The sequence below is a fragment of the Stenotrophomonas sp. CFBP8994 genome (genome assembly GCF_034044835.1).
Classification (GTDB): Bacteria; Pseudomonadota; Gammaproteobacteria; order Xanthomonadales; family Xanthomonadaceae; genus Stenotrophomonas; species Stenotrophomonas rhizophila_A.
The window spans coordinates 209,301-232,217 of the sequence record NZ_JAXCWT010000004.1 but is presented as its reverse complement, the minus strand read 5'-3'; the positions used below and the strand labels follow the sequence as shown (position 1 = coordinate 232,217).

The window sequence follows — 22,917 nt, the reverse complement described above, 5'->3', positions numbered from 1 at the left end:
GGTTTTTGAGGCTTGCGCCGCGCGTTGCGCGGTGGTCGACCAACGGTCGACCCTACGAATTGCTACGTCCCGGGTTGGGATCTGGATACATCAGGACAGCAGGAATTCGCGCAGCGCCGTGTAATGCGGTGGGCAGGGTTCGGCGTGCGCGGGGCGTTCCAACAGCGCCGACAGTGCTGGCGGTACCTCGATGGGGCGGCCGATCAGCGGTTCGACCACTGATTCGAACTTGGCTGGATGTGCGGTTGCGGCGACTGCCCAATGGCCCTGCACGCCTTCGGCGCGCAGGTGTTCTAGCAGCTTCACCGCCGTGGCGGTATGCGGGCAGAAGACCTCGCCCGCTGCCGCATGGCGCCGGGCGATCAGTTCGCGGATCGCCGCATCGTCAGCCGCCTCGACGCGGAACGCCGCGCGCAGTGCATCATCGTCGTCTTCATACAGCCAGCGCAGCCGCTCGAAGTTGCTGGGCGCGCCGACGTCCATCGCGTTGGCCAGGGTGGCTACGCTGTGCAGCGGCCGGTATCCACCGCCGTGGAAAAAGCGCGGCAGCACGTCGTTGGCATTGGTGGCCAGTGCGATCTGCCCCAGCGGCAGGCCCATCGCGCGGGCAAGTACCGCTGCCATCGCGTTGCCGAGGTTGCCGGTGGGCACCACCAGGTTCAGTACCTCGCCGGTCGCCTCATGGTGGGTCAGCGCCGCGTCGGCGTAGTAGCTCATCTGGGGCAGCCATCGGCCGAGGCTGATGCTGTTGGCCGAGCTCAGGGGAACCTCTGCCTGCAGCTCGCGGTCGCCCAGGGCCTGCTTCACCATCGCCTGGCAGTCGTCGAACGAACCGGCCACGCGCAGCGCGTGGATGTTGTCGCCGAAGCAGCCCAGCTGGTGCGCTTGGCGCGGCGATACCCGGCCATCGGGATACAGCACCACCACGCGGATGCCCGGCTGGCGATGGAACGCGGCCGCGACGGCCGCGCCGGTGTCGCCCGAGGTGGCCACCACGATGGTCAGCGGGCGGGCACGGTCACGCTGTAGCTGGGCCAGGCTGGCCGCAAGGAAACGCGCGCCGAAATCCTTGAACGCGGCGGTCGGCCCATGGAACAACTCCAACACGTGGTCGCCCGGGGTGGCCAGCGCACGCAGCGGTGCCGGGAAATTGAAGGCCTCCGCGCACAACGTGGCCAGGTGCGGCGCAAGCGCGTCACCGGCGAAGAACGGCGCCAGCACCGCTTCGGCGTTGCGCGCCAGGCTGCCCTGCGCCTGCCAGCGCTGCGCCTGGGGTCGCTGCTGCGGAACATACAGCCCGCCATCGGGGGCCAGGCCGGCGGCGATGGCCGCACTCAGGGTGGCTGCAGGTGCGGCGTGACGGGTCGAAACGAATTGCATGGAAGATCCTGGCAGAAGAGTGGAAAGCGCGCTCACAGCAGGCATGCCCCGGGCGCGTTCAACGGCGATACCCAGCCCTGGCTGTCGAAACCAGCAACGGCAAAAGCGGCCTGCACGGCGTGTTGCGCGGCGTGCGCCGCCGCTTGGCTGTCAAACCACGCGAACACGCTGGGGCCGGCCCCCGAAATGCTGGCGCCCAGTGCACCGGCCGCCAACGCAGCGTCGCGCGCCGCGGCAAACCCCTCGATGAGGCCGGCGCGACGCGGTTCCACCAGCACGTCGCGCAGGCCGGCGCGCACCAGCTCGGCATCTCCGCGGAAGCAGCCGCTCAACACCAGCGCCAGGTTCGCGCTTTGCGTGACGAATTCGGAAAGGTGGTAGTTGCCTTGCAGTGCCGCGCGCGCACGACGGGTTTCCAGGACGGCGTCTGGATGCACCAGCAGGCTGTACCACCCGGCGGGCACCGGGATGCTCACCAGCCGGTCCGCCGTGCTGAGCACCAACCCGCCCAGCAGCATCGGCCCGAGGTTGTCGCCATGCCGGCCGCCACTGGCCACCGCCTCACCGCTCAGCGCGAACGGATACAACGCCTCGCGCGACAGCGGCGTATCCAGCAGCGCATTGGCCGCCACCAGCGCGGCCACGCACGACGCCGCCGAGCCGCCCATGCCCGAGCCCAGCGCGATGCCCTTGTCGATCTCCAGTTCAAAGCCGAACGGCAACCCAAGCGCGTCGATCATCTCCAGCAGCGCTGCCCCTGCGGTGTTGTCGGCCGCCACCAGCGGCAGATCCACCGTGGTGCCGCGGATCGCGAGGATCCGCACGCCCGGCGCGTCAGTGCGGCGCACGGTCACGGTGTCGCCCACCCCCGCGATGACATGGCCGAGGATGTCGAACCCCACCGCGACATTCCCCACCGATGCCGGCGAGAACGCGCGCGCCTCCAGCACGTCGTCTGGATTCACAGGCGCGCTCCTTCACCCGCCGCGACCCGCAGCACATCGGCAAACACGCCCGCAGCGGTCACTTCCGGGCCCGCACCGGGGCCCTGCACCACCAGCGGGTTCTCGCAGTAGCGACGCGTGGTGAACTGCACCACATTGTCGGTCAGGCGCAGGTTGGCAAACGCATGGCCAATCGGCAGCTCCACCAGCCCCACCTGCGCTGCATCCGCCGACAGCCGCGCCACGTAACGCAGCACCGCGCCGCGTGCACGCGCCTGTTCCAGCCGTTCGGCGAACACGCTGTCCACCGATGCCAGCCCGCGCATGAAGTCGTCCACGCTGGCCTGGCGCAGGGCTTCGGGCACCAGGCTTTCCACGCTGACCTGTTCCAGGCTGAGTTCACGGCCGGCCTCACGCGCGAGGATGACCAGCTTGCGCGCCACATCCACGCCGGACAGATCGTCGCGCGGGTCCGGTTCGGTGTAGCCCATGCCGCGCGCCTGCGCGACCAGATCGGAGAACGGCACCTGACCGTCGTACTTGTTGAACAGCCAGGCCAGCGTGCCGGAGAAGATGCCATCGACGGCCAGCACTTCATCACCGGTATCAACCAGGTCGCGCAACGTGGTGATCACCGGCAGCCCCGCGCCGACTGTCGCTTCGTAGCGGAACCGCGCGCCGGTGGCAGCGGCCGCCTCGCGGATGGCGTGGTAGCGCTGCAACGGGCCGGCGCCGGCCTGCTTGTTGGGAGTGACCACATGGATGCCGGCCGCCAGCCAGCCGGCATAGCGGTCGGCGACATCGGCACTGCCGCTGCAGTCGACGATCAAGGCGTGCGGCAGGTGCGCCGACAGCAGGTGCTCGGTGAACTGGTCCAGGTCTGTCGCCTGGGCCTGCCCGGCGAGCGCAGCGCGCCAATCGCCCTGCACGCCCCGCGCATCCAGGTGCATGCGGCTGCGCGATGCCACCGCACGCACGCGAAGGTCCACGTTGGCACGCGTCAGCAGGGTGGGCTGGGCGACCAGCAACTGGTCAAGCAATGCCGCGCCCACGTTGCCAGGGCCAATCACGCCGACCGAGAAGGTCTGCGGCGACAGCCAGAACCCGGCGTGCGCCGCGCGCAGCGCCTTGGTCGCGTGGCGGCTGTCCACTGCCACCGAGATGTTGCGTTCGGAGGAGCCCTGCGCGATGGCGAGGATGTTCACCTGCGCACGTCCCAGCGATTCGAACAGGCGCGCGGCCACGCCTGGCTGCCCGGCCATGCCATCGCCCACCGCCGCCAGCACGCTGACATTGTCGGTGAGCTGCACGCGCTGCACCTGGCCCAGGCCGAGTTCGTGCGCGAACGCCTGCAGCAGCGCATCGCGCGCCCGCTGCGCTTCAGCCTGGCGCACCACGCAGCAGATGGAATGTTCCGATGAGCCCTGCGAAATCATCACCACCGACACGTGCGCGTTGCGCAGCGCGGCGAACACACGCTCGGCCGTGCCGGGCACGCCGATCAGGCCGGTGCCTTCCAGGTTCAGCAGCGCCAGCTCCGGGCTCAGGGTGAGGCCCTTGATCGGGCCGGAACTGGTGCGTTCGGCGGTGATCCGGGTGCCGGGATGGTCCGGATGGAAAGTATTGCGGATGATGATCGGCAGGCCGCGCTCGATGGCGGGTGACATGGTCTGCGGGTGCACCACCTTGGCCCCGAAATAGGCGAGTTCGCAGGCCTCATCGTAGCTCAGCGCTTCCAGCTGCACGGCTTCGGGCACCACCCGCGGGTCGGCCGAAAGCACGCCGTCTACATCGGTCCAGATATGCAGCTCATCGGCGTTGAACAGCGCGGCAAAGATCGCACCGGAGTAGTCACTGCCGTTGCGCCCCAGGGTGGTCACCCGGTCGCGGCGGTCGCGGGCCACGAACCCGGTGGCCACCACGCGCGCCGCCGGGTGCGCGTCGCGCCATACCGCCAGACGCTGCGCGCTCTGCACCCAGTCCACGTCCACGCCCAGTTCGCCACGGTCCACCACCAGCACCTCGCGCGCATCCAGCACGGCGCAGTCCTCGCCGATGCTGCGCAGGTAGTGGCCCAGCAGATGCGCCGAATACACCTCCCCCAGGCCCTGCACGCGGTCGAGTACCTCGCTGGGCAGCTCACCGATCACCGCCAGCGCGCCCAGCACCTCGGCCAGGTGGTCGAAGCGCGCATCCAGCCATTCCACCGTGTCACCTGCATGCTCGCCCAGCAGCGCAACGGCGGCACCGCGATGGCGGGCGCGCAGCGCATGCCAGTCGTCGCGCCACTGCGGCGCGTTGTCGGCAGCGGCACCGGCCAGCGCGATCAGCGCATCGGTTACGCCCTTCATCGCCGATACCACGGTGACCTGCACCGCTTCGTCACGGGCCAGCAGCAGCTGGGCCACGTGGCGATAGCGGTCGGCGTCAGCCACGGAGGTGCCGCCGAACTTGTGCACGACCGTCGAGGTGGCCGCGCGCAGCGGCGCGGAGGAGGCAGGCGATGCAGGGGCATCGGGTGAAGCGGCGACAGAAGACATGCTGACCTCGATTCGAGGCCCCGCGTCAATCAGGCTGAAGGAGATCCCCCGCAACCTGATCTGGTGCGGGGCCGTTGTTTTCGGAAATTACGCGAAGACGACGGGCCGCACCAGGCGAGTGGTGACGGTGGTAATGGTGGTGGTACCGGTGGCCAGGGCAACGCTGCGCATGCCGCCGGTGAGGGCGGTGGAGCGAAGCGTGACGGTGGCGGCGGCAAGGACCATGGACCAAGAAAACTACGCCGACCGGGTGCTTGTCAAGTGTTGCACCGCAAAAAGTCAAACGTGACGAACAGCAGGCATCATCGGCCAAAAAGTTGCGAATGTGACCATCCAGGCCGCGCAACGGAATCAGCCAGCGTGCTCGGCCACCGCGCGTGGCGGCCGGTGTGCATGCGCGCACAACAGCACCCCGGAGACCAGGCAGACGATCGCCAGTGATTCCATCAGGGTCGGCCAGCGCCGCTGCCAGCCGAATCCATACAGCAGCGCGAACAGCGTCTCGAACACGATCATCTGCCCGGTCAAGGTCAGCGGCAGGTTGCGGCTGGCCCGGTTCCAACAGGCGTTGCCGAACACCGAGGCAACCACGGCCACACCCGCGCTGATGACCCAGAACCACATCCAGTCGACTGGCGCGTGTGCGGGACCTGGGACGACAAACGCGCTGGGCACCAGCAGCAGCGCCAGCGCACCGGTGGCCACGCCGGTCAACAAGGACCAGTCGTGGCCGGAAATGTCCGGGCGCCGCGCCAGCCAGCGGCTGTTGCCGATGGAGTACAGCGCCCACGAAAACAGCGCACCAAACGCGCACAGCAGGCCGAGCAGGCGCTGGTTGGCCGAGCCCTGCGCATGCTCGGACTGCAGCGCCTCATAGCCCACCAGGCCTACCCCGAACAGGCACAGCGTCAGTGCGGGCGCAAGCTGGCGCAACGGCACTGCGCCCTGCTCGCGCACGCCCGCCACCGTCACCACTACGGGAATCAGCCCAACGATCAGCGACGCCGCCGCCCCGCCCGCCCACTGCACCGCATGGGCCAGCAGCACGAAGTACACCAGGTTGCCGGCCAGGCTGAGCCACAGCAGGCCACGCCATTCGGCCATGCCGATCCGCTCGCGCAGCTCACGCCAGCGGGGCGCCAGCAGCACCACGGCAATCAGTCCATAGACCAGATAGCGCCCGGCCGACAGCTGCACGGCACTGAAATGGCTGAGCACCGCCGGCGCCAGGAACACCACGCCCCACAGCGCCCCGGCAGCCACGCCATTGGCGATACCTACGCCCATCGAACGATTCATCAGCAGCCATGCGCCCGGCAACAAAAAGACTGCGCCAGTGTAGGCGCGACGCGGCGGACGATCTTGACCCAGGCTACTGCGAGTACCGGAAGCGACGGCGGTAATCGGCCGGGGTCATGCCCCACTCCCGGCGCAGTGCGCGGGTCAATGCGCTCTGCTCGGAATAACCGGCGTGCTGGGCGATGTCGGCAATGGACGCATCACTCGCAGCCAGCTGCCCGCGCGCCCAACGCAACCGGCTGGCGCTCAACCAGGCCTGCGGGCTGAGCCCGAACGCCTGGCGGAACACGGCATGCAACCGGCTGCTGCTGACCCCGACCTCACTGGCGATGCGCTCCACCGGCCACGCCTGTCCGGGTGCGCGTTCAATGCGCGCACAGACCGCCTGCAGCCGTGTTGCACTGCCGGCCAGCGAGAACGCCTGCAGCAGTCCGGGCAATTCGCATCGGACCGTGTCGTCGTTGACCCGCTCGTGTGCAGCGCCCGCCACCCGCTGTGCCATCGCGCGCACCTGCACTGGCAAGGCCAGCACGGGCTGGCGATGCAGGCGTTCGAGCGTGTCGTCGTCGAACATCTCCGCCGGGCAGTCCACGATCAGGAAGCGGTCGTCATCACCGGCGGTCTGGGCATGCCCGGCCATGGGCGCCACGAAGGCGCCCTGCATGGGGTCCAAGCGTGCGCCATGTCCTTGCAGCTCGAACGCCAGTTCACCCCGCACCGGCACTACCCACTGCGCGAACGCGTGATGGTCCACGCTGGACGAGCGGCCATAGCGGCGAAGGTTGAACGCGGGTGAAGACATTGTGAGCGCAGGCGTGACCGAGGATCCAAGTCTGCGCGCGGTTCTCAAAACCTGCAACGCGTCACGGCAAGGGGCCAATACCCCAGTGGTATAACGGGGGCGTAGTCATGGGAAGTACCGTCGCGCCGTACAGGGAGTACCCGATGCCGTTTCTGACCCTGAGCCATGCACCGCACCTGTTGCCCGTTGTTGCACGCTGGTATTTCGACACCTGGGGCCACCGCGTGCCCGGTTGGACGCTGGAAGACGAACAGCAGCGGCTGGAAGTGTTCCTGCACGACAACGAGCTCCCCGTGCTGCTGATGGCCACCGACAACGAGGTGCCCGTTGCTGCCGCGCAGCTCAAATTCCATGAACGCACTGAACGCCCCGAGCGGCTGCACTGGCTGGGTGGCGTTTACGTGCGTCCGTCGCATCGTGGCCATGCGCTCGCCAGCGAACTGATCGCGGCACTGATGCAGAAAGCGCAGGGCTACGGCGTGCGCGAAGTGTTCCTGCAGACCGAGCACGATGATGGTGGCCTGTATGCGCAGCTCGGCTGGGAGCCACTGGAGCGGCAGACACATCGCACGGGCGTGCCGGTGCGCATCATGCGCCGGGTACTGCCCCTCGCCCGCCAGGCAAGGTAGCCTGGCTCAGCGGAAGCGCACCGGCTGCGGCGCTGGGCGATCGGCAAGCGAGCCCATGGTGAAGGTGTAACCGGCTTTTTCCAGCAGCTCCCGCATGCGCAGCTCGGCCCGCTTCGGGTAGGCCAGCGAAGTGGGCGCGTGCAGCGCATAGGCGGTCGAGCGGCCGTCCGTATCGCGGGTCACCGACGACTGGTTCGTCTCGCACGCGTTGGACCACAGGTCCTTGAGAACGCCAGGACCGATGGACTGGTTATTGCCAAGACGAAGCGTGAGCCAACGCATGTGTTCCATGAGCAATTCCGCCGGTAACTGTGATCGAGTATGCACCATATCCGACAGGGCCGTACGCGGGTGTGTGGAGTCGCTTCGCCGGCCGATACGCAGACGCCCCGGGCTGAACCGGGGCGTCTGCTTACAGGACGGGCGACCGGGGTCGCCGCGGCCGGTTAGTGCTTCATGGCGTGCTTGCGGTTGCGCATCACGTCGTGGGTTTCCTGGACCAGCGGCAGCAGGCGGCTGACTTCCGCGCGGGCGGCCGGCGGGGTGTCGCTGTCGGTCAGGGTGTCCTTGAACGCCTTCAGCAGGCGGTCTTCGGATTCCTCGAGTTCGGCAACGTAGCCGTACTGGGTATCGCCCAGCGTGGCGCGGACCTTGCCGTAGAACTGCTGCATCGAGCCCACCACGGTGCCATGCTCGGCCGGCTTGGCGCCGGTGGCGGCAACGGTGCTGCTCAGCGAGGTGACAATCTGCGACTTGACGCCGGCAATCTTGGTAAACAGCGCGGACAGCTCAGCATCTTTTACCTTGTCGGCCGCTTCGGTGTAGAAGTCCTGGCCATCGCGGGCAATCTCGATGATGTCGTTGAGGGTATGCGCGGTCTTGGATTCGGTGCTCACTGATTTCTACTCCTGAAAGAATTTCGTGTTGACCCGTGTCGGGGTGAGTCCACTTTTCCGCAACTGCAATGAAGTCGGCGTGACCTTTGAGCCCTCGGAAAATGCGGCGTTAAGTGTTGTCTGCGCCATGGAAAGCTGGCGTCGTCAGGACGTGTTCGCACCGCGACAGCACCATCACGTCGGCGTACGACACATCCTCGCCACAACAAAAAACGCCGCATTGAATGCGGCGTCTCAGCAACAAGCGTGTCATTCCTGGCGGGAAGGAACCGGCGCCTCCAGCGGCGGCTCCGCCGGTGGAGGATCACCTTCGGGCGGCGCTTCGCTGGGTGGCTCGGTGACCGGCGGCTCGCGCAGAGGCGGCTCTTCCATCGGCGGCTCCGGTGCAGCAGGAGACGGCTCGGGCGCAGGCACCTGAGCAACCGGTTGCCACGGAAATTCGAGACGGTTGTCCAAGGTCGACATGGGGGTTCCTTCGGTGGCGTCGAAGCAACCCTGACAGGTGGTTCGTCAATGGACAGCGAGGGAAGCGTGCAGACAGCGTCCTGCGGGACGTGATGGTGACCCCGGCCCGATTCGAACGGGCGACCTTCCCCTTAGGAGGGGGACGCTCTATCCAGCTGAGCTACGGGGCCATGTGCCGGCCAGGCGTGCAGCCTGGCTGCAGGCTGCATGCACCTTGCGTGCATGCAGCGGTGAAGGATACCGGTATTCAGCGACAGGACCAAGGCCGATGGTGCCGCACGGGTACGCCCGGATCAGCGGATTTCCAGCTCCGCGAAGCCCTTGACCAGCTCGTCCACGGCCTTGATCTGGGCCAGGAACGGTTCCAGCGCGCTCAGCGGCAGGGCGCTGGGGCCGTCGCAACGGGCATGGTCCGGGTCGCGGTGCGCTTCCAGGAACAGGCCGGCCAGGCCCAGCGCCATGCCCGAGCGGGCCAGTTCGGCCACCTGGCGGCGGCGGCCACCGGAGGCCTCGCTGCCGGCATCGCGGCGCTGCAGGCTGTGGGTGACATCGAAGATGGCCGGCAGGCCCCCGGTGGATTCAATCATTTCGCGGAAGCCGAGCATGTCCACGACCAGGTTGTCATAGCCGAACTGCGAACCGCGTTCGCACAGGATGATGTTCTCGTTACCCGCTTCGCGGATCTTGGACACGATGTGCTTGATCTGCGTGGGGCTGAGGAACTGCGGCTTCTTGATGTTCACGGCACGGCCGGTCTGGGCGATGGCCACCACCAGGTCGGTCTGGCGGGCCAGGAACGCCGGAATCTGCAGCACGTCGACCACTTCGGCCACCGGGGCGGCCTGGGCGACTTCATGCACGTCGGTGATCACCGGCACGCCGAGCTGGCGCTTCACTTCCTCGAAGATGCGCAGCCCTTCGTCCAGGCCCACGCCGCGGAAGGAATGGATCGAAGAGCGGTTGGCCTTGTCGAACGAAGCCTTGAACACGTACGGGATGCCCAGCTTGGCCGTGACCTTGGTGAAGTGTTCGGCCGCGTGCAGGGTCGAATCGAGGTCTTCGAGCACATTCAGGCCGCCAAACAGCACGAACGGGAGACGGTTCCCGACGACCACGCCTTCTGCAACGGTAACGTTCATTCAGATTCCTGGGGGGCGAACAATGGTGTCCATTCTAGCGGCCGCCGCGACCGGGCGGGCGGCGCCGTGTGGCGCTGCGGCAATGCCGGCGGGGCGCTCCTGATAGAATGGCGGGTCTGCACGCCGCACCCCCCACCCTGCCAGCGGCTGCGCCCTTTTCGATCCGCAACAGGAGTTTGCATGTCCTCTGACCTGCTCAAGGCGCTCGGCCTCGACGCGACCAACGCTGGCACCTACCTCGGCAACGGCGAGTGGTCGTCGGCCACCAGCGCGGGCGTGATCACCTCGGTCAACCCGACCACCGGCGAGGCCATCGCCCAGGTGCACGCCACCACCGACGCCGACTACGAAACCATCGTGGCCCGTGCCCAGGAAGCCTTCAAGGTGTGGCGCACCACCCCGGCCCCGCGCCGTGGCGAAGCCGTTCGCCTGTGCGGCGAAGCGCTGCGCGCCAACAAGGATGCGCTGGGTTCGCTGGTTGCGCTGGAAATGGGCAAGAGCAAGCCGGAAGGCGACGGTGAAGTGCAGGAGATGATCGACATCGCCGACTTCGCCGTGGGCCAGAGCCGCATGCTGTACGGCTACACCATGCATTCCGAGCGCCCCGGCCACCGCATGTACGAGCAGTACCAGCCGCTGGGCCTGGTCGGCATCATCAGCGCGTTCAACTTCCCGGTCGCCGTGTGGGCATGGAACTCGTTCCTGGCCGCGATCTGCGGTGATGTGTGCCTGTGGAAGCCGTCCAACAAGACGCCGCTGACCGCCATCGCGTCCATGCGCATCTGCAACGAAGCACTGCGTGGCGCCGGCTTCCCGGATATCTTCTTCCTGGTCAACGACGCCGGCACCGAGCTGTCGCAGAAGCTGGTGGCCGACAAGCGCGTGCCGCTGATCAGCTTCACCGGTTCGACCCAGGTCGGCCGCCAGGTCGCCGAAAAGGTTGCCCACCGCCTTGGCCGCTGCCTGCTGGAACTGGGCGGCAACAACGCCATCATCCTGGATGAGAGCGCGGACCTGAAGCTGGCCATCCCGGGCATCGTATTCGGCGCGGTCGGCACTGCCGGCCAGCGCTGCACCACCACGCGCCGCCTGATCGTGCATGAATCCATCTACGACAACGTGCTGGCCACGCTGGTCAAGGCGTACAAGCAGGTGGAGGGCAAGATCGGCGATCCGACCGATGCGGCCAACCTGATGGGCCCGCTCAACAGCGACAGCGCCGTGCAGCAGTTCCTGGCCTCGATCGAAAAGGCCAAGGCCAGCGGCGGCACCATCGAAACCGGCGGTACCCGCATCGACCGCGCCGGCAACTTCGTGCTGCCGGCCATTGTCACCGGGCTGAAGAACAGCGACGAAGTGGTGCAGCACGAAACCTTCGCGCCGATCCTGTACGTGATGAGGTACAGCACCCTGGACGAAGCCATCGACATGCAGAACGGCGTGCCGCAGGGCCTGTCTTCGTCGATCTTCACCCAGAACCTGAAGGTGGCCGAGCGTTTCCTGTCGGCAGCCGGTTCGGACTGTGGCATCGCCAACGTCAACATCGGCACCTCTGGTGCGGAAATCGGCGGCGCGTTCGGCGGCGAGAAGGACACCGGCGGTGGCCGTGAGTCCGGTTCGGATGCATGGAAGGTCTACATGCGCCGCCAGACCAACACCATCAACTACTCCGATTCGCTGCCGCTGGCCCAGGGCATCAAATTCGACCTGTGATGGTTGAACGCCCCAGCCTGGATTACACCGGCCGCCGCGTACTGGTGGCCGGTGGCAGCAAAGGCATCGGCCGCGCGATGGCGCTGGCCTTTGCCGCTGCCGGTGCCCGTGTCTCGGTGTGCGCCCGCGGCGAACCCGGCCTGGCCGCACTGCGCGATGACGCCGCCGCCCAGGGACTGTCGCTGCACACCGCGGTGGCCGATCTTTCGCGCCTGGCCGATATCGAGCACTGGCTGGCCAGTGCCGCCGATGCCCTCGGCGGTATCGATGTGCTGATCAACAACGCCACCGGCTACGGCATGAGCGACGATGAAGCCGGCTGGGAAGCCAGCCTCGGCGTCGACCTGATGTCGGCGGTGCGTGCCTCCCGCCTCGCCCTGCCCTGGCTGAAGCAGTCGCCCGAGGCCTGCATCCTCAACCTGGCCTCGATCGCCGCCCAGCAGCCGCGCCCCGGCGCCGCCCCGTATGGCGCCGCCAAGGCCGCACTGATGCACTACACCACCTCGCAGGCGTTGGCGCTCGCCCCGCACCGGATCCGGGTGAATGCCATTGCCCCGGGCTCGATCGAGTTCGAGGACGGGCTGTGGGCACGCCGGCGCGAGCAGGACCCCGACCTCTACCACGGCACCCTGGCCAGGATCCCGTTCGGCCGCTTCGGGCAGCCGCAGGAAATCGCCGATGCCGCCCTGTTCCTGTGCTCGCCGATGGCGCGCTGGATCACCGGGCATACCTTGAATGTCGATGGCGGCCAGGTCCTGATGGGATAAACCCGTCGCTGGCCCTATGATTCCCTTGTCCCACCTTCCCCCAGGAGCCGCATGAGCCTCCCGCCCCGCCAAACCAGCGCCATGGCCCTGATCAGCCTGATCGCCGGCATCCTCGGCTGGACCGCCCTTCCCTTCCTGGGCAGCGTGGTCGCCATCGTCACCGGGCACATGGCCCGCGCCGAAATCCGCCGCCGCCCGCTGGAACTGGAAGGCGATGGCCTGGCCTTGGCCGGCCTGATCATGGGCTGGGTGGTGGTGATCGGCAGCCTGTTGGCGCTGCTGGCCATCGTGCTGTTCTTCGGCGGGCTGGCCTGGTTCGTTTCCCTGCAATCGTGAGGTGCCCATGAGCGGATCGGACGCAACCGGACGTTTCAGCAACCGCGTGGCGGATTACGTCCGCTACCGTCCCGACTACCCACCGGCGCTGCTGGACTGGGTGCATGGCGAGATGGGCGTGCCCACCGAAACCCTGGTCGCCGACATCGGCGCCGGCACCGGCATCTCCACACGCCTGTTCCTGGCCACCGGGCATCCGGTGATCGCGGTGGAACCCAATGCGCCGATGCGCGAGGCGGCCGAGAAGCTGCTGGCCGCCGAGTACCTGCGCCTGAAGCTGGTGGACGGCACCGCCGAAGCCACCACGCTGGCCGACGACAGCGTCGGCCTGGTCGCAGCGGCGCAGGCCTTCCACTGGTTCGACACCGATGCGGTGCGCACGGAATGGAAGCGCATCCTGCACCCGCAGGGCCTTGCGTTGGTGTTCTGGAACTCGCGCCTGCTCGACGCCTCGCCGTTCCTGGTCGGCTACGAACAGCTGCTGCTGGAGTTCGGCACCGATTACACCCAGGTGGCTGAGCGCTACCAGGATGACGATGCCATGCGCGCGTGGTTCGGCCCGGGCCTGCGCGGCACCGCCCGGTTCCCGAACGCGCAGTACATGGATGCCGACGGCCTGCGCGGTCGCCTGCTGTCGTCGTCCTATGCCCCGCCGCTGGGCCACCCGCGCCACGCCCCCATGCTGGACGCGCTGCAGCAGCTGTTCGATGCGCACGCGGTCGATGGCAAAATCGCTTTTGAATACCAAACCCGTGCCTTCATCGGCACGCTGGACTGACTGGACGCCATGTACTCGCTTGCCCGACCCTTCCTGTTTTCCCTGGACGCCGAACGCGCCCATGGCCTGGGCCTGAGTGCGCTGGACCTCGCCTACCGTACCGGCACCACGCCGCTGCTGGCACGCCGCCCGGCCCCGTTGCCGACCAACGTGTTCGGGCTGAACTTCCCCAACCCGGTCGGTCTGGGCGCCGGCCTGGACAAGAACGGCGAGCACATCGACGCGCTGTTCGCGCTGGGCTTCGGGTTCGTGGAGATCGGCACCATCACGCCGCGTCCGCAGGAAGGCAATCCCAAGCCGCGCCTGTTCCGGCTGCCCGCCCACCAGGCGATCATCAACCGCATGGGCTTCAACAACCTCGGCGTGGATGCACTGGTGCGCAATGTTGAACGCGCGCAGCGCCGCAGCGGCCTGCTTGGCATCAACATCGGCAAGAACAAGGACACTCCCAACGAGCAGGCGTTCGACGATTACCAGCACTGCCTGCAGAAGGTGTACCCGCTGGCCGATTACATCACCGTCAACATCTCTTCGCCCAACACCGCCGGCCTGCGTGAACTGCAGGAAGAAACCGCGCTGCGCCAGCTGGTTTCGCAGCTGCGCGAAAGCCAGGAAGCGCTGGCGGCCAAGCATGGCAAGCGCGTTCCGATGCTGGTCAAGGTCGCCCCGGACCTGAGCGACCGCGACATCGATGCCGCAGCGCGCGTGCTGGGCGAATTGAAGGTGGACGGAGTGATCGCCACCAACACCACCATTGACCGCAGTTCGGTTGCCGCCGACCGGCATGCCAGCGAAGCCGGCGGCCTGTCCGGCGCGCCGCTGCTGGGCCAGTCCACCCTGGTGCTGCGCCGCCTGCGCGCGCGCCTGCCCGAATCCACCCCGTTGATCGGTGTCGGCGGCATCCTGTCCGGTGCCGATGCCGTGGCCAAGATGGCTGCTGGTGCCGCGCTGGTGCAGTGCTACAGCGGCCTGATCTTCCGCGGCCCGGCGCTGGTGCACGACTGCGTGGAGGCGATCCGCCGACGCCGCGAAGCACCGAGCCGTGGCGCGGTGGCCCCCCTATGAGTACTGCAATGCCTGCCTGGTCACTGACCGAAAACGCCTCGCTGAAGGCCCTCAACACCTTCCACGTCGACGCGGTTGCCGAACAGCTGCTGGAGCTGCACGACGCGGCCCTGCTGCCCGATGTGCTGGCCCTGCCCCAGGTCGCCGGCCACCCCCTGCTGGTACTGGGCAGCGGCAGCAACGTGCTGATCGCCGACGACGTGCCCGGCACCGTACTGGTATTCGCCAACCGCTCGATCGAAGTGCTGGAACACCGCGCCGACCACACCGTGGTGCGTGCCGGCGCCGGCGTGAACTGGCATGGGCTGGTGATGTGGTCGCTGCAGAACGGCCTGTCGGGGCTGGAGAACCTGGCGCTGATTCCCGGCACGGCCGGTGCGGCCCCGATCCAGAACATCGGCGCCTATGGCGTGCAGGTTGATGAGTTCATCCAGGCGGTGGAAGCCTGGGACCGCCAGAACAACGAATGGGTGCGGCTGGATGCCGACGCGTGCGCCTTCAGCTACCGCGACAGCGTCTTCAAGCACGATGCGGACCGCTACCTGATCAGCGCCATCGAACTGCGCCTGCCCCTGTTGCATGACCTGCGCCTGGGCTATGCAGGCATTGCCGAGGAAATGCAGGCGATGGGCGTGGAGCTGCCGGTGGCCGCCGACGTGGCCAATGCGGTGATCGCCATCCGCCGGCGCAAGCTGCCCGACCCGGATGTGCTGGGCAATGCCGGCAGCTTCTTCAAGAACCCGGTACTGCCGCTGGAACAGGTGGAGGTGCTGCTGCAGCACTTCCCCGGCCTGCCGGTGTACCCGGCCGACCAGGACGACCGGCGCAAGCTCTCGGCCGCCTGGATGATCGAAGCCTGCGGCTGGAAGGGCTTCCGCGAAAGCGATGCCGGCGTGGCGCCCCAGCATGCCCTGGTGCTGGTCAACCACGGCGACGCCACCGGTGCCGAACTGCTCGCGCTGGCGCGGCGCATTTCCGCCTCGGTGCTGGAGAAATTCGGCGTCCCCATCGAACCGGAGCCGCGCCTGATCGGCGCACAGTGGTGACCGTCCAGCTTGCCCTTCCCGCGCCGACACCGATGCGTGCGGCGCTGCTGATGCTGGGCAGTACCCTGGCCTTCGGGTTGATGGCCGTGGCGATCCGCTATGCCACCCGCTACGTGCCCACCCAGGAAGTGGCGTTCTTCCGCAACGCGTTCGGCCTGCTGGCGCTGCTGCCGTTCCTGTTGCGCCCGGGCAGCTCGCCGTTCCGCACGACACAGTTGCCCCGCTATTTCGTGCGCAGCCTGATCGGGCTGGCCTCGATGCTCTGTGCGTTCTGGGCCATCGGCCACCTGCCGATGTCGCAGGCGATCTCGCTGTCGTACTCCACGCCCCTGTTCGTCACCATCGCGGCCGTGCTGTTCCTTGGCGAGAAGGTACGCGCGCGCCGTTGGGCGGCCGTGGTCTGTGGCTTCATCGGGGTCCTGATCATCGTTCGCCCCGGCGCCGCCACCTTCAGCCCGGGCGTGCTGGTGGCGGTGCTGGCCGCCGTGCTCAGTTCGCTGGTCGCCATCCAGATCAAGCAGCTGACCCGCGTGGACGGGGCCGATACCGTGGTGTTCTACACCTACGTGTTCTGGGTACCGCTGTCGCTGGTGCCTGCCCTGTTCGGCTGGGTCTGGCCCAGCGGCGTTGCGTGGACCTGGCTGGCCGCTACCGGCGTGCTGGGCACGTTGGGCCAGCTGTTGTGGACCCGCGCGTTGCGGTTGGGCGAAGTGTCGGCGCTGACCCCGATCAGCTTCATGCAGCTGCCGCTGGTCAGCCTGCTGGGCTGGCTGCTGTTCAATGAAACGCTGGACCGCTGGACCGTCATCGGGGCGGGCATTATTCTTGCCGCCAATGCCTACATCGCGCACCGCGAGGCGGTACTGGTGCGGCGCGCGGCATCCGAAGCCGCCACGGCCGGCGCCAAGCCGGGCGAGTAAGCACGGTCGACGACCCGCGCTACGCCACGGCAGCCCAACTGCGGGCAGCTGCGTCGATCACGTTGCCCGGCGCGAACTGCTCCTCCATGAAACGCAACGCCTGGCGGCGCTGGCTGGGCGGACGCGAGGCCGCACCCGGCTCCAGCAGCAGGTCGTGGAACTCCTGCAGGTCGTGCAGGATCCGCCAGTGGCGGTAGTACGCCAGCCGGACCGGATCCAGCGCCACCGCGCCATAGCCTTCGCGGAACCGCGGCGGATCATCGCGTCCCCAGCGACCGCCCACCCCTGCGCCGACGAACATCAGGTCGCGCTCGCGCGGCGCCAGCACCATGTCGTCCCAGTCGATCAGGTGCAGCCCACCATCGGCGCGCAGCAACAGGTTGCCGGCGTGCAGGTCGCCATGGCACAACCCCCGTGACCAGTGCTGCCCGGCAAGGCGCTCACGCAGCGCCATGCAGTGCTGCCAGACCTCGGCCACCCGCGCCTGCCGCTGCCGCCAGACCCGCCGGTAGTCCTCCGCCAGGGCATCGGGAATGGGCCAACGCTCATCACCGCGCTGCAGCCACGACCCCACCCGCTCCACCGCCGTGTCATCGTCGAAACCCGGTTGCGCAAGACCGGATGCCAACCGGGCCGGCAACGCGGTGTCGTGCACCTGGCGCAACACCTGGCCCAGCCGGTGCCACTGCGCCTGCGACAGGGCCACTTCGAACCCCGACTCGCCCTCCACATAGGCAAACAGCGTCCACTGCAGGCCCTCGGCATACGTGGCCGGGGCACCATCAAGCGCGGGCTGCGGGGCCACCACCTCGTCCAGGCCGAGCGCGCAGCGCAAATGCTGCATGACCTCCCACACGGCATCGGCCACGGCATAGCGGCGGCACTTCAACCACCAGCGCGTGCCGTCATCGGAGGTCACCTGGTACACCGTGGCGCCCGCATCGGCACCCGCCGGCCGCTGCATGACGTGGCTGACCTGCAGGCCGTAGGCCTGGGCCAGCACGGCGCCGATCTGCGACGAAGACAAATCCTGTGGATGCAGCATCAACTCCGCCGTGGCGCACGAACATCGCACCACTATCCCAGAATCGCGTCGATACACACAGGGAAATGCGTCACGAAGAGACGTAATTTCTCATTCGTTATCTTGATACGGGAGTCATACCGCCGCGCCCAGCGCCTGCAGTTCGCGCTGCAGCAGTGCCTGCACTTCTTCACGCTGGAACTGGGTAACGAACACCGGCACCGCAAATACGTAGGGCAACCCATCGGCGTCACGGCGAACCACATACGCCAGCTGCAACCGTGCCAGGGCGTGGCGGACCTGCTCCGGATCGACCCGCGCGCCCGCCGCATCGAATGCAGCCAATAGTTCCACCAGGGTGATGCCACGCTCGCCGCTGCCGACCAGCTGCGCACCGGCGACCTGGTACACCACGATGCGGTCGATACGGCACGCCAGGGGATCGGGACTCAGCCGCGCCCAGCCGGCCAATGCATCGAACATCGGCTCGCTCACCAGCGCCGCGTGTACCTGCGTTGCATCCAGTACGCGCTGGCCACGGTCCAGCTGGCCCAGCAGCTGCTGGCAGGCAATGGCGACCAGGTTGGCGCGGCGACCACACGCCGCCACCAGCCGCTGCGGCAGGTCCGGGCTGGCAAAGTGCACGCCCAGGCGCGCCATCGGTTCGGTCGCCAAGGCCACGCAGGCGTCCTGTTCCAGCCCGCCGATATGGATCACCTCGCCGAAGTTGCGCAGCGGCGATGCGAAATCCAGGGTGACCGCTTCGTACAGGTCCCAGAACCCGGCCAGCATGAAGTGGCAGCGTCCCTCTTCGCTCAGCGCGCGCAGCGCCGCCAGCTGCGGATAACCCTGTGCCGCTTCCGCGCGCAGGAACAGGTCGGTCTCGTCGATCAGCAGCAGCAGGCCGCGCCCCGCTGCCCGCGCGGACAACTCGGCGACCAGCGCATCGATCCCGGTGTCCTCGGCCAGGCCCAGTTCCAGCGCCAGCCGCATTGTCAGCCGATGATCGCGCAGCGACAGATACACACAGTGCACGCGCGGGTGGCCGACAAAGCGTCGCTCGATGGCCTTCATCAAACTTGTCTTGCCCAGCTGCCGACCGCCCACCAACAGGTAGTTGCCGGGCTCGCGGTTGAGCACGCGCGCCAGCAGCGACTCGCGTCCAAAGAAGGCCGCCGGACGGGTGATGCCGCCGTGGGTCTGGTAGGGCGAGATGCGGGTCACCCGGAGCTGCCGGGCCAGCAGCCCGACCAGCGCGTCGAGCGCGCCCGGCTGCAGCAGCCAGCGGGTCTGGGCGGCCTGGCCAAGGCACACGCACAGGTTGGCCGGATCCTCGGCGTAGGCAGCCAGTTCGGCATCGACCGCCAGCGATGGGCTCACCACCAGCACCACGTCCTGCCCGTTGGGCATGGCGCGCAACTGCTGCACGATGGCATCGGCCGCCAACGCCGGATCGGGCTGGTACAGCCACAGCCGTTCCAGGGCCAACGGCAGCTTGTCCGGCAGGGTCCATTCGCGCACCAGGCCGGTGAGCGACCAGCCCGTTGCCGGCGCATCGATCGCACCGATGCGCGCGGCCAGCTGCAATGCGCGTGTGCTTGGCGTGGCCTGCAGGTGGCGCAGCGCGTCGCGCCAGCGCACCGTGGCGATCCCGGCACCGGCCAGGACGCGATCTCTGAGCCGCAGCCATCCCAATTGGCGGTCGATGGCGGGCAATGCCTGCAACGGCTGGGCAAGCAGCCCTTGTGGCTCGCGCACGATGTCGGCCACCGCCGGTCGCACCCAGTACCAGAGCATGCCAAGCCCGGCCAGGCCCAGCACCGACAGCCCCAGCACCACCGACAGCCACTGCACGATGCCCCACGGTGCCTGTGCCCGGCAGTTGGCCGGCAACCAGCGTGACGGTGGCGCAGGATCGCCAGGGCGGCAACGCCAGTACTGGGTGCGCGGCTCCAGCGTCTGCTCGATCACCGCACCGCGCAGTCCGCTGTTGGCCGGGAAGCGGTCGGTGAAGCGCAGGCGCAGCACGAACGGCTGCGGCAGTTCGGCAACCACCAGCGTTTCTTCCGGATCATGCACGCCCGGCACGTGCACCTGCTGCGGCCAGCTTTCATGCTGCAGCCAATACGACAACGCCTCTTCGCGAAGGAACATCATGTCGATGTTCGCCCGCTGCATGAGCATCATGCTTTCGCCGTCGCGCTGCATGCGCAGCAGCTGCACCGGGTTGAGCCAGGGCACGAACAGGTAGCTGCCGACGAACCAGGTCAGGCCGGCCACCAGCAGCAGCCACCACCAGCGCAGTACCGGCTGCCGGCGCGGTGGCCTGCTCATGCGGTCTGCACCTGCATGCCATCGATCACCTGCCGCACGGCGCGGCGGATCGCCTCGCAGCGCCATTCCAGGCAGTGCCCCTGCGGGTGCGGGCGCGCGGTCAGCAGGTTGTTCCAGTACAGGTGGCGAAGCAGCGGATCGGCCAGGTACGGCCGCGCCGGCGCCACCACCGGCTGTGCCAGCCAGCCCTGCACGGCGGCACGCGCCGCGTCATCCCGCAACAGCGGTACCAGCGCTTCCCACAGGCGCGGATGGCTGGACAGCGTATCGGTGACCGCCTCATCGTCGACAGTAGTGTCAACGAGCAACGTCAACGCCGCCTGCGCCAACAGCGGATGCCCGCCGGACAACCGCAGCGCGCGCGACAGCGTGTCATCGCCAATGCCAGGGGCACTGCGCCGCATGTCCTCGATTCCCAGCTCCGGCCAGCTCTCGCTGGCCGCGATGTTGAGCAGCGAAAGATCGCCGCCCTGGTACTTCAGGTCGGCCAGCGCGGCCCCGCCACAGATCAGCAGGTGCAGCTTGCCGCTGTACATTTCGCTGAGGCTGCGCAGGATGCCGGCCAGCACGTCGCGCGGCCCGGACTCCCCCTGCTCGAACCGGCTCACCAGGCAGAACAGCGCACCGGGCTGCTGCAGCCGACGCGCCAGCGCCATCTCGAAACTGGCGTCCGAGCCAACGCCGTCCAGCCCGCACTGCGCGGCCAGCAAGGCAAAGTAGTCCTGGTCGCCCTCGCCGGAGCGGAACGGCGGCTGCAGGTGCAGCACGCGCGCCTGCCCATAGCGTGTGGCTGCTTCAACGAGAATCGCCGCGCGCTCGGGGGGCTGCCCCCAATGGGCCTGGGTCAACAGCAGGCTCACCGGATACGGGCGCAGCAACTGCAGCCGGTCGAACAACCGGGTGACGGTGGGCGGAACCGAAACGGCGGGATCGGCGTGCTCTTCCCGTGCCGATACCGGCTCCACCGGGAATTCCGGCTCGAACCCCACCGACTGCAGCAATGCATTGCATTCGGTTTCGGTCAGGCGCAGGTAATTGGCGCAGGCCAGTACCCGGTCGCGGTGCCGGCGGCTTGGCCGCGAGGTGCCGGCCCGCCAGTTGTTGACCGCCTCGCGGCTGATGCCGATTTCGGCGGCCACCCCCCCGGCACTGGCCCGGATCCGCCGCATGTGTCGAGACAGCAGGTCCGCGAACTCAGGGGCAGGCATCGGAAACGACCAGAACGGAAGAGAGTCGCACACCCTACCGTGACCGTATGGACTGTCAACCATGCCTGCGCTCCCCTGCCTGCCGCCGGCTCAGACCGCAGGAAGCGCAGGGCCCTGGCGCACGAACAGCTTGCGCGTCACCAGCAGGTGCACCACGAAGACCAGGATCGCCAGCATGCCCAGCGCCACGATCACCCGGCCCAGTACCGAACCCAGCCCTTTCTGGCCTTCGAGCCGATCAAGCCGATCGAACTGCGCGGGGTTGCTGCGTGCGTAAGCCACGTCGACCTGCGGCGCTTCGCCCAGGTACGGCGTGGCGTTGTCCTCGGAGGTGGAGAAGTGGCCGGTGTACTCAACGCCATCAACGCTGAAGTCGTAGCGGAAGTGGTACTGGTAGGACACCCGCCCCTTGCGGCGCTTTTCCTCGATGTGGTCGACCTGTACCGGTGCCTGCACGGTCACCGCATCCTTGAGGATGGCTTCGGCCTGGCGGTGTCCGCTGAGGGCCGACCAGGCAAAGAACACTGCAAGGAAGGCGTAGCCGATGCTGCACAGCCAGCGCGAGGCGCGGGACAGGCGGGCATGCGAGGTGTCTGAAACAGGAATGCTGATCATCTGGTTTTCCCCTTGATGGTTCGACTGCGTCGGCAGCCGGGTGGCTGTGACTTCGTGAACCAGTCTGGGGAAAGCGCGGGCATGCTTGAACCAGCAGCCCGTCAAGTCGCGGCCTGCACCACTTGACGATTCGTCAAGGCAGGCAGGTGCTCAGTTCGCTCCGGCAGGATTCGACCGGGAACGCCGCATCCCTTCCCTGGCGACATTCACTTCGAGCGCTGCCCGGGCAACTTCCACAAGGCCCGCGGTCAACGCATAGCCACCGCGTGCCTGCAGCCAGGCCAGGACATCGGCCAGGTGCCAGATCGAGGTGCTGCCGTCGTGTACGGGGAGGGGAAAACTGTCTGGATGGGACAGCATCAGTTTCCGCATGTTCTGCCGCGACACCCCTACCAGGGCAGCGACGTCGGTGAGGCCGACCAGATCGGGCGTCACCTCGATCAGGGTCGCGCCTGGCAGGGCACGCCGCACATCGTCAAGCGCACTGCGCACCGCAGCCTCAGCACTCCCGGCCTCACGCGTGAACTCCAGCGCGATGCGGCCTGGCAATCCGGTACCGACCAGGGCGTCATCGCACCCCTGCTCCCCGAGCTGTTCAACCAGCGCCTGCAGGTCGCCGTGGGCGTCTGGCAACTGGTACTTCAGGGTGAAGATGTACTCCATGATCCTGCTCCTCGGACATTGATCACCTGCGCTTCGCGCAGTTGTTTACGACGCGACGCAATGCGTCTGCGTGGTTGCCTGGATTCTTCGGCGTACTCCACCACAGCGGCAGTCCTTGTCGTTGAAGGGGCAGTAGATGCGCCCCCATGCATGGCTCCCGCCAACCACTACCCGCCAACCCATCAATTCGGCGTGCGCGATGGCAGCTTCTACTTCCCGCTTTGGATGCTTCGGTCTTGCCATCGGACGGCTCCAGTGTGGCGGTGCGGGCAGCAGTTGTCAACTGACAACCATCACCCTCTTCCGTGAACAGGTGTCCTGATCGTGCTTTGCTGGGCGGACTCCTTCCACCTC

General features: G+C 67.7%; 23 protein-coding genes, 1 tRNA gene and 1 pseudogene. 9 read left to right on the top strand and 16 right to left on the bottom strand.

Going from position 1 to position 22,917, the window contains the following annotated elements:
* Positions 1-90: 90 nt before the first annotated feature.
* The 3 genes from thrC to thrA are packed head-to-tail and all read right to left on the bottom strand — an operon-like array spanning position 91 to position 4,864.
* Positions 91-1,380 carry a threonine synthase gene (gene thrC / locus SOM39_RS13105; protein ID WP_320458563.1) on the bottom strand — a complete coding sequence of 430 codons (1,290 nt, stop codon included), beginning with the start codon at positions 1,378-1,380 and terminating at the stop codon, positions 91-93.
* 32 nt (positions 1,381-1,412) lie between these two features.
* Positions 1,413-2,327, bottom strand: coding sequence for a homoserine kinase (locus tag SOM39_RS13100; protein WP_320458695.1), 915 nt, complete (start codon positions 2,325-2,327; stop codon positions 1,413-1,415).
* Between the two features lie 14 nt (positions 2,328-2,341).
* Positions 2,342-4,864, bottom strand: coding sequence for a bifunctional aspartate kinase/homoserine dehydrogenase I (gene thrA / locus SOM39_RS13095; RefSeq protein WP_320458562.1), 2,523 nt, complete (start codon positions 4,862-4,864; stop codon positions 2,342-2,344).
* On the opposite strand from thrA, the gene SOM39_RS13090 reads away from it, so the two are divergent.
* Positions 4,863-5,153: a hypothetical protein gene (locus tag SOM39_RS13090; RefSeq protein ID WP_320458561.1), complete on the top strand. Its 291-nt coding sequence runs from the start codon at positions 4,863-4,865 to the stop codon at positions 5,151-5,153. The genes thrA and SOM39_RS13090 overlap by 2 nt on opposite strands.
* A 62-nt stretch (positions 5,154-5,215) precedes the next feature.
* Here SOM39_RS13090 and SOM39_RS13085 read toward each other — a convergent pair whose 3' ends face one another.
* Together SOM39_RS13085 and SOM39_RS13080 are read right to left on the bottom strand one after the other, a co-directional pair.
* Positions 5,216-6,163, bottom strand: a complete 948-nt coding sequence (locus SOM39_RS13085) for a DMT family transporter (RefSeq protein ID WP_095363865.1) — start codon at positions 6,161-6,163, stop codon at positions 5,216-5,218.
* A gap of 73 nt (positions 6,164-6,236) precedes the next feature.
* The gene (locus SOM39_RS13080) at positions 6,237-6,965 is read right to left on the bottom strand and encodes an AraC family transcriptional regulator (RefSeq protein ID WP_320458560.1); all 729 of its coding nucleotides are present in this window, start codon (positions 6,963-6,965) and stop codon (positions 6,237-6,239) included.
* A gap of 143 nt (positions 6,966-7,108) precedes the next feature.
* Here SOM39_RS13080 and SOM39_RS13075 point away from each other — a divergent pair, with 143 nt between their 5' ends.
* Entirely contained in the window at positions 7,109-7,594 is a 486-nt protein-coding gene (locus SOM39_RS13075) for a GNAT family N-acetyltransferase (protein ID WP_095363867.1), read from the top strand.
* 6 nt (positions 7,595-7,600) lie between these two features.
* Here SOM39_RS13075 and SOM39_RS13070 read toward each other — a convergent pair whose 3' ends face one another.
* From SOM39_RS13070 to kdsA, 5 genes are all read right to left on the bottom strand, one after another.
* A complete protein-coding gene (locus tag SOM39_RS13070) occupies positions 7,601-7,885 on the bottom strand; it encodes a hypothetical protein (protein WP_068851393.1) in 285 nt (94 codons plus the stop codon).
* 155 nt (positions 7,886-8,040) lie between these two features.
* Positions 8,041-8,490 (bottom strand): PA2169 family four-helix-bundle protein, encoded by a 450-nt coding sequence (locus SOM39_RS13065; protein WP_093534455.1) that lies wholly within the window; start codon positions 8,488-8,490, stop codon positions 8,041-8,043.
* 249 nt (positions 8,491-8,739) lie between these two features.
* Positions 8,740-8,862 carry a hypothetical protein gene (locus SOM39_RS13060; RefSeq protein WP_255220500.1) on the bottom strand — a complete coding sequence of 41 codons (123 nt, stop codon included), beginning with the start codon at positions 8,860-8,862 and terminating at the stop codon, positions 8,740-8,742.
* Between the two features lie 186 nt (positions 8,863-9,048).
* Positions 9,049-9,125, bottom strand: a tRNA-Arg gene (locus SOM39_RS13055).
* Positions 9,126-9,248: 123 nt separating this feature from the next.
* Positions 9,249-10,094, bottom strand: a complete 846-nt coding sequence (gene kdsA / locus SOM39_RS13050; protein ID WP_093534453.1) for a 3-deoxy-8-phosphooctulonate synthase — start codon at positions 10,092-10,094, stop codon at positions 9,249-9,251.
* A gap of 180 nt (positions 10,095-10,274) precedes the next feature.
* Between kdsA and SOM39_RS13045 the strand changes: the two genes are divergently transcribed.
* The 7 genes from SOM39_RS13045 to SOM39_RS13015 are packed head-to-tail and all read left to right on the top strand — an operon-like array spanning position 10,275 to position 16,719.
* On the top strand, positions 10,275-11,807 hold the full coding sequence (locus SOM39_RS13045; RefSeq protein WP_320458559.1) for an aldehyde dehydrogenase family protein: 1,533 nt from the start codon (positions 10,275-10,277) through the stop codon (positions 11,805-11,807).
* Positions 11,807-12,574, top strand: coding sequence for an SDR family NAD(P)-dependent oxidoreductase (locus SOM39_RS13040; protein ID WP_320458558.1), 768 nt, complete (start codon positions 11,807-11,809; stop codon positions 12,572-12,574). Before SOM39_RS13045 ends, SOM39_RS13040 begins: the two co-directional genes overlap by 1 nt.
* 51 nt (positions 12,575-12,625) lie before the next feature.
* Positions 12,626-12,910 (top strand): DUF4190 domain-containing protein, encoded by a 285-nt coding sequence (locus SOM39_RS13035; RefSeq protein ID WP_068851376.1) that lies wholly within the window; start codon positions 12,626-12,628, stop codon positions 12,908-12,910.
* Positions 12,911-12,917: 7 nt separating this feature from the next.
* Complete coding sequence (locus SOM39_RS13030) at positions 12,918-13,688, top strand: class I SAM-dependent methyltransferase (RefSeq protein ID WP_320458557.1); 771 nt, start codon at positions 12,918-12,920, stop codon at positions 13,686-13,688.
* 9 nt (positions 13,689-13,697) lie between these two features.
* Positions 13,698-14,753, top strand: coding sequence for a quinone-dependent dihydroorotate dehydrogenase (locus SOM39_RS13025; protein WP_093534445.1), 1,056 nt, complete (start codon positions 13,698-13,700; stop codon positions 14,751-14,753).
* Positions 14,750-15,799, top strand: coding sequence for a UDP-N-acetylmuramate dehydrogenase (gene murB / locus SOM39_RS13020; RefSeq protein WP_320458556.1), 1,050 nt, complete (start codon positions 14,750-14,752; stop codon positions 15,797-15,799). Before SOM39_RS13025 ends, murB begins: the two co-directional genes overlap by 4 nt.
* Positions 15,800-15,831: 32 nt before the next feature.
* On the top strand, positions 15,832-16,719 hold the full coding sequence (locus SOM39_RS13015) for a DMT family transporter (RefSeq protein WP_320458694.1): 888 nt from the start codon (positions 15,832-15,834) through the stop codon (positions 16,717-16,719).
* Positions 16,720-16,738: 19 nt separating this feature from the next.
* On the opposite strand, the gene SOM39_RS13010 is transcribed toward SOM39_RS13015, so the two are convergent.
* The 6 genes and pseudogenes from SOM39_RS13010 to SOM39_RS12985 all read right to left on the bottom strand — a co-directional run bounded on the left by SOM39_RS13010 (position 16,739) and on the right by SOM39_RS12985 (position 22,806).
* Entirely contained in the window at positions 16,739-17,764 is a 1,026-nt protein-coding gene (locus SOM39_RS13010) for an aminoglycoside phosphotransferase family protein (protein ID WP_320458555.1), read from the bottom strand.
* A gap of 114 nt (positions 17,765-17,878) precedes the next feature.
* On the bottom strand, positions 17,879-20,077 hold the full coding sequence (locus SOM39_RS13005) for a hypothetical protein (RefSeq protein ID WP_320458554.1): 2,199 nt from the start codon (positions 20,075-20,077) through the stop codon (positions 17,879-17,881).
* Entirely contained in the window at positions 20,074-21,285 is a 1,212-nt protein-coding gene (locus SOM39_RS13000; protein ID WP_320458553.1) for a helix-turn-helix transcriptional regulator, read from the bottom strand. The genes SOM39_RS13005 and SOM39_RS13000 overlap by 4 nt, the downstream gene beginning before the upstream one ends.
* A gap of 90 nt (positions 21,286-21,375) precedes the next feature.
* Positions 21,376-21,900 carry a DUF3592 domain-containing protein gene (locus SOM39_RS12995; RefSeq protein ID WP_320458552.1) on the bottom strand — a complete coding sequence of 175 codons (525 nt, stop codon included), beginning with the start codon at positions 21,898-21,900 and terminating at the stop codon, positions 21,376-21,378.
* 150 nt (positions 21,901-22,050) lie between these two features.
* Positions 22,051-22,563 carry a DNA-binding protein gene (locus SOM39_RS12990; protein WP_320458551.1) on the bottom strand — a complete coding sequence of 171 codons (513 nt, stop codon included), beginning with the start codon at positions 22,561-22,563 and terminating at the stop codon, positions 22,051-22,053.
* 22 nt (positions 22,564-22,585) lie between these two features.
* A pseudogene (locus SOM39_RS12985) lies at positions 22,586-22,806 on the bottom strand (hypothetical protein).
* Positions 22,807-22,917: the final 111 nt, after the last annotated feature.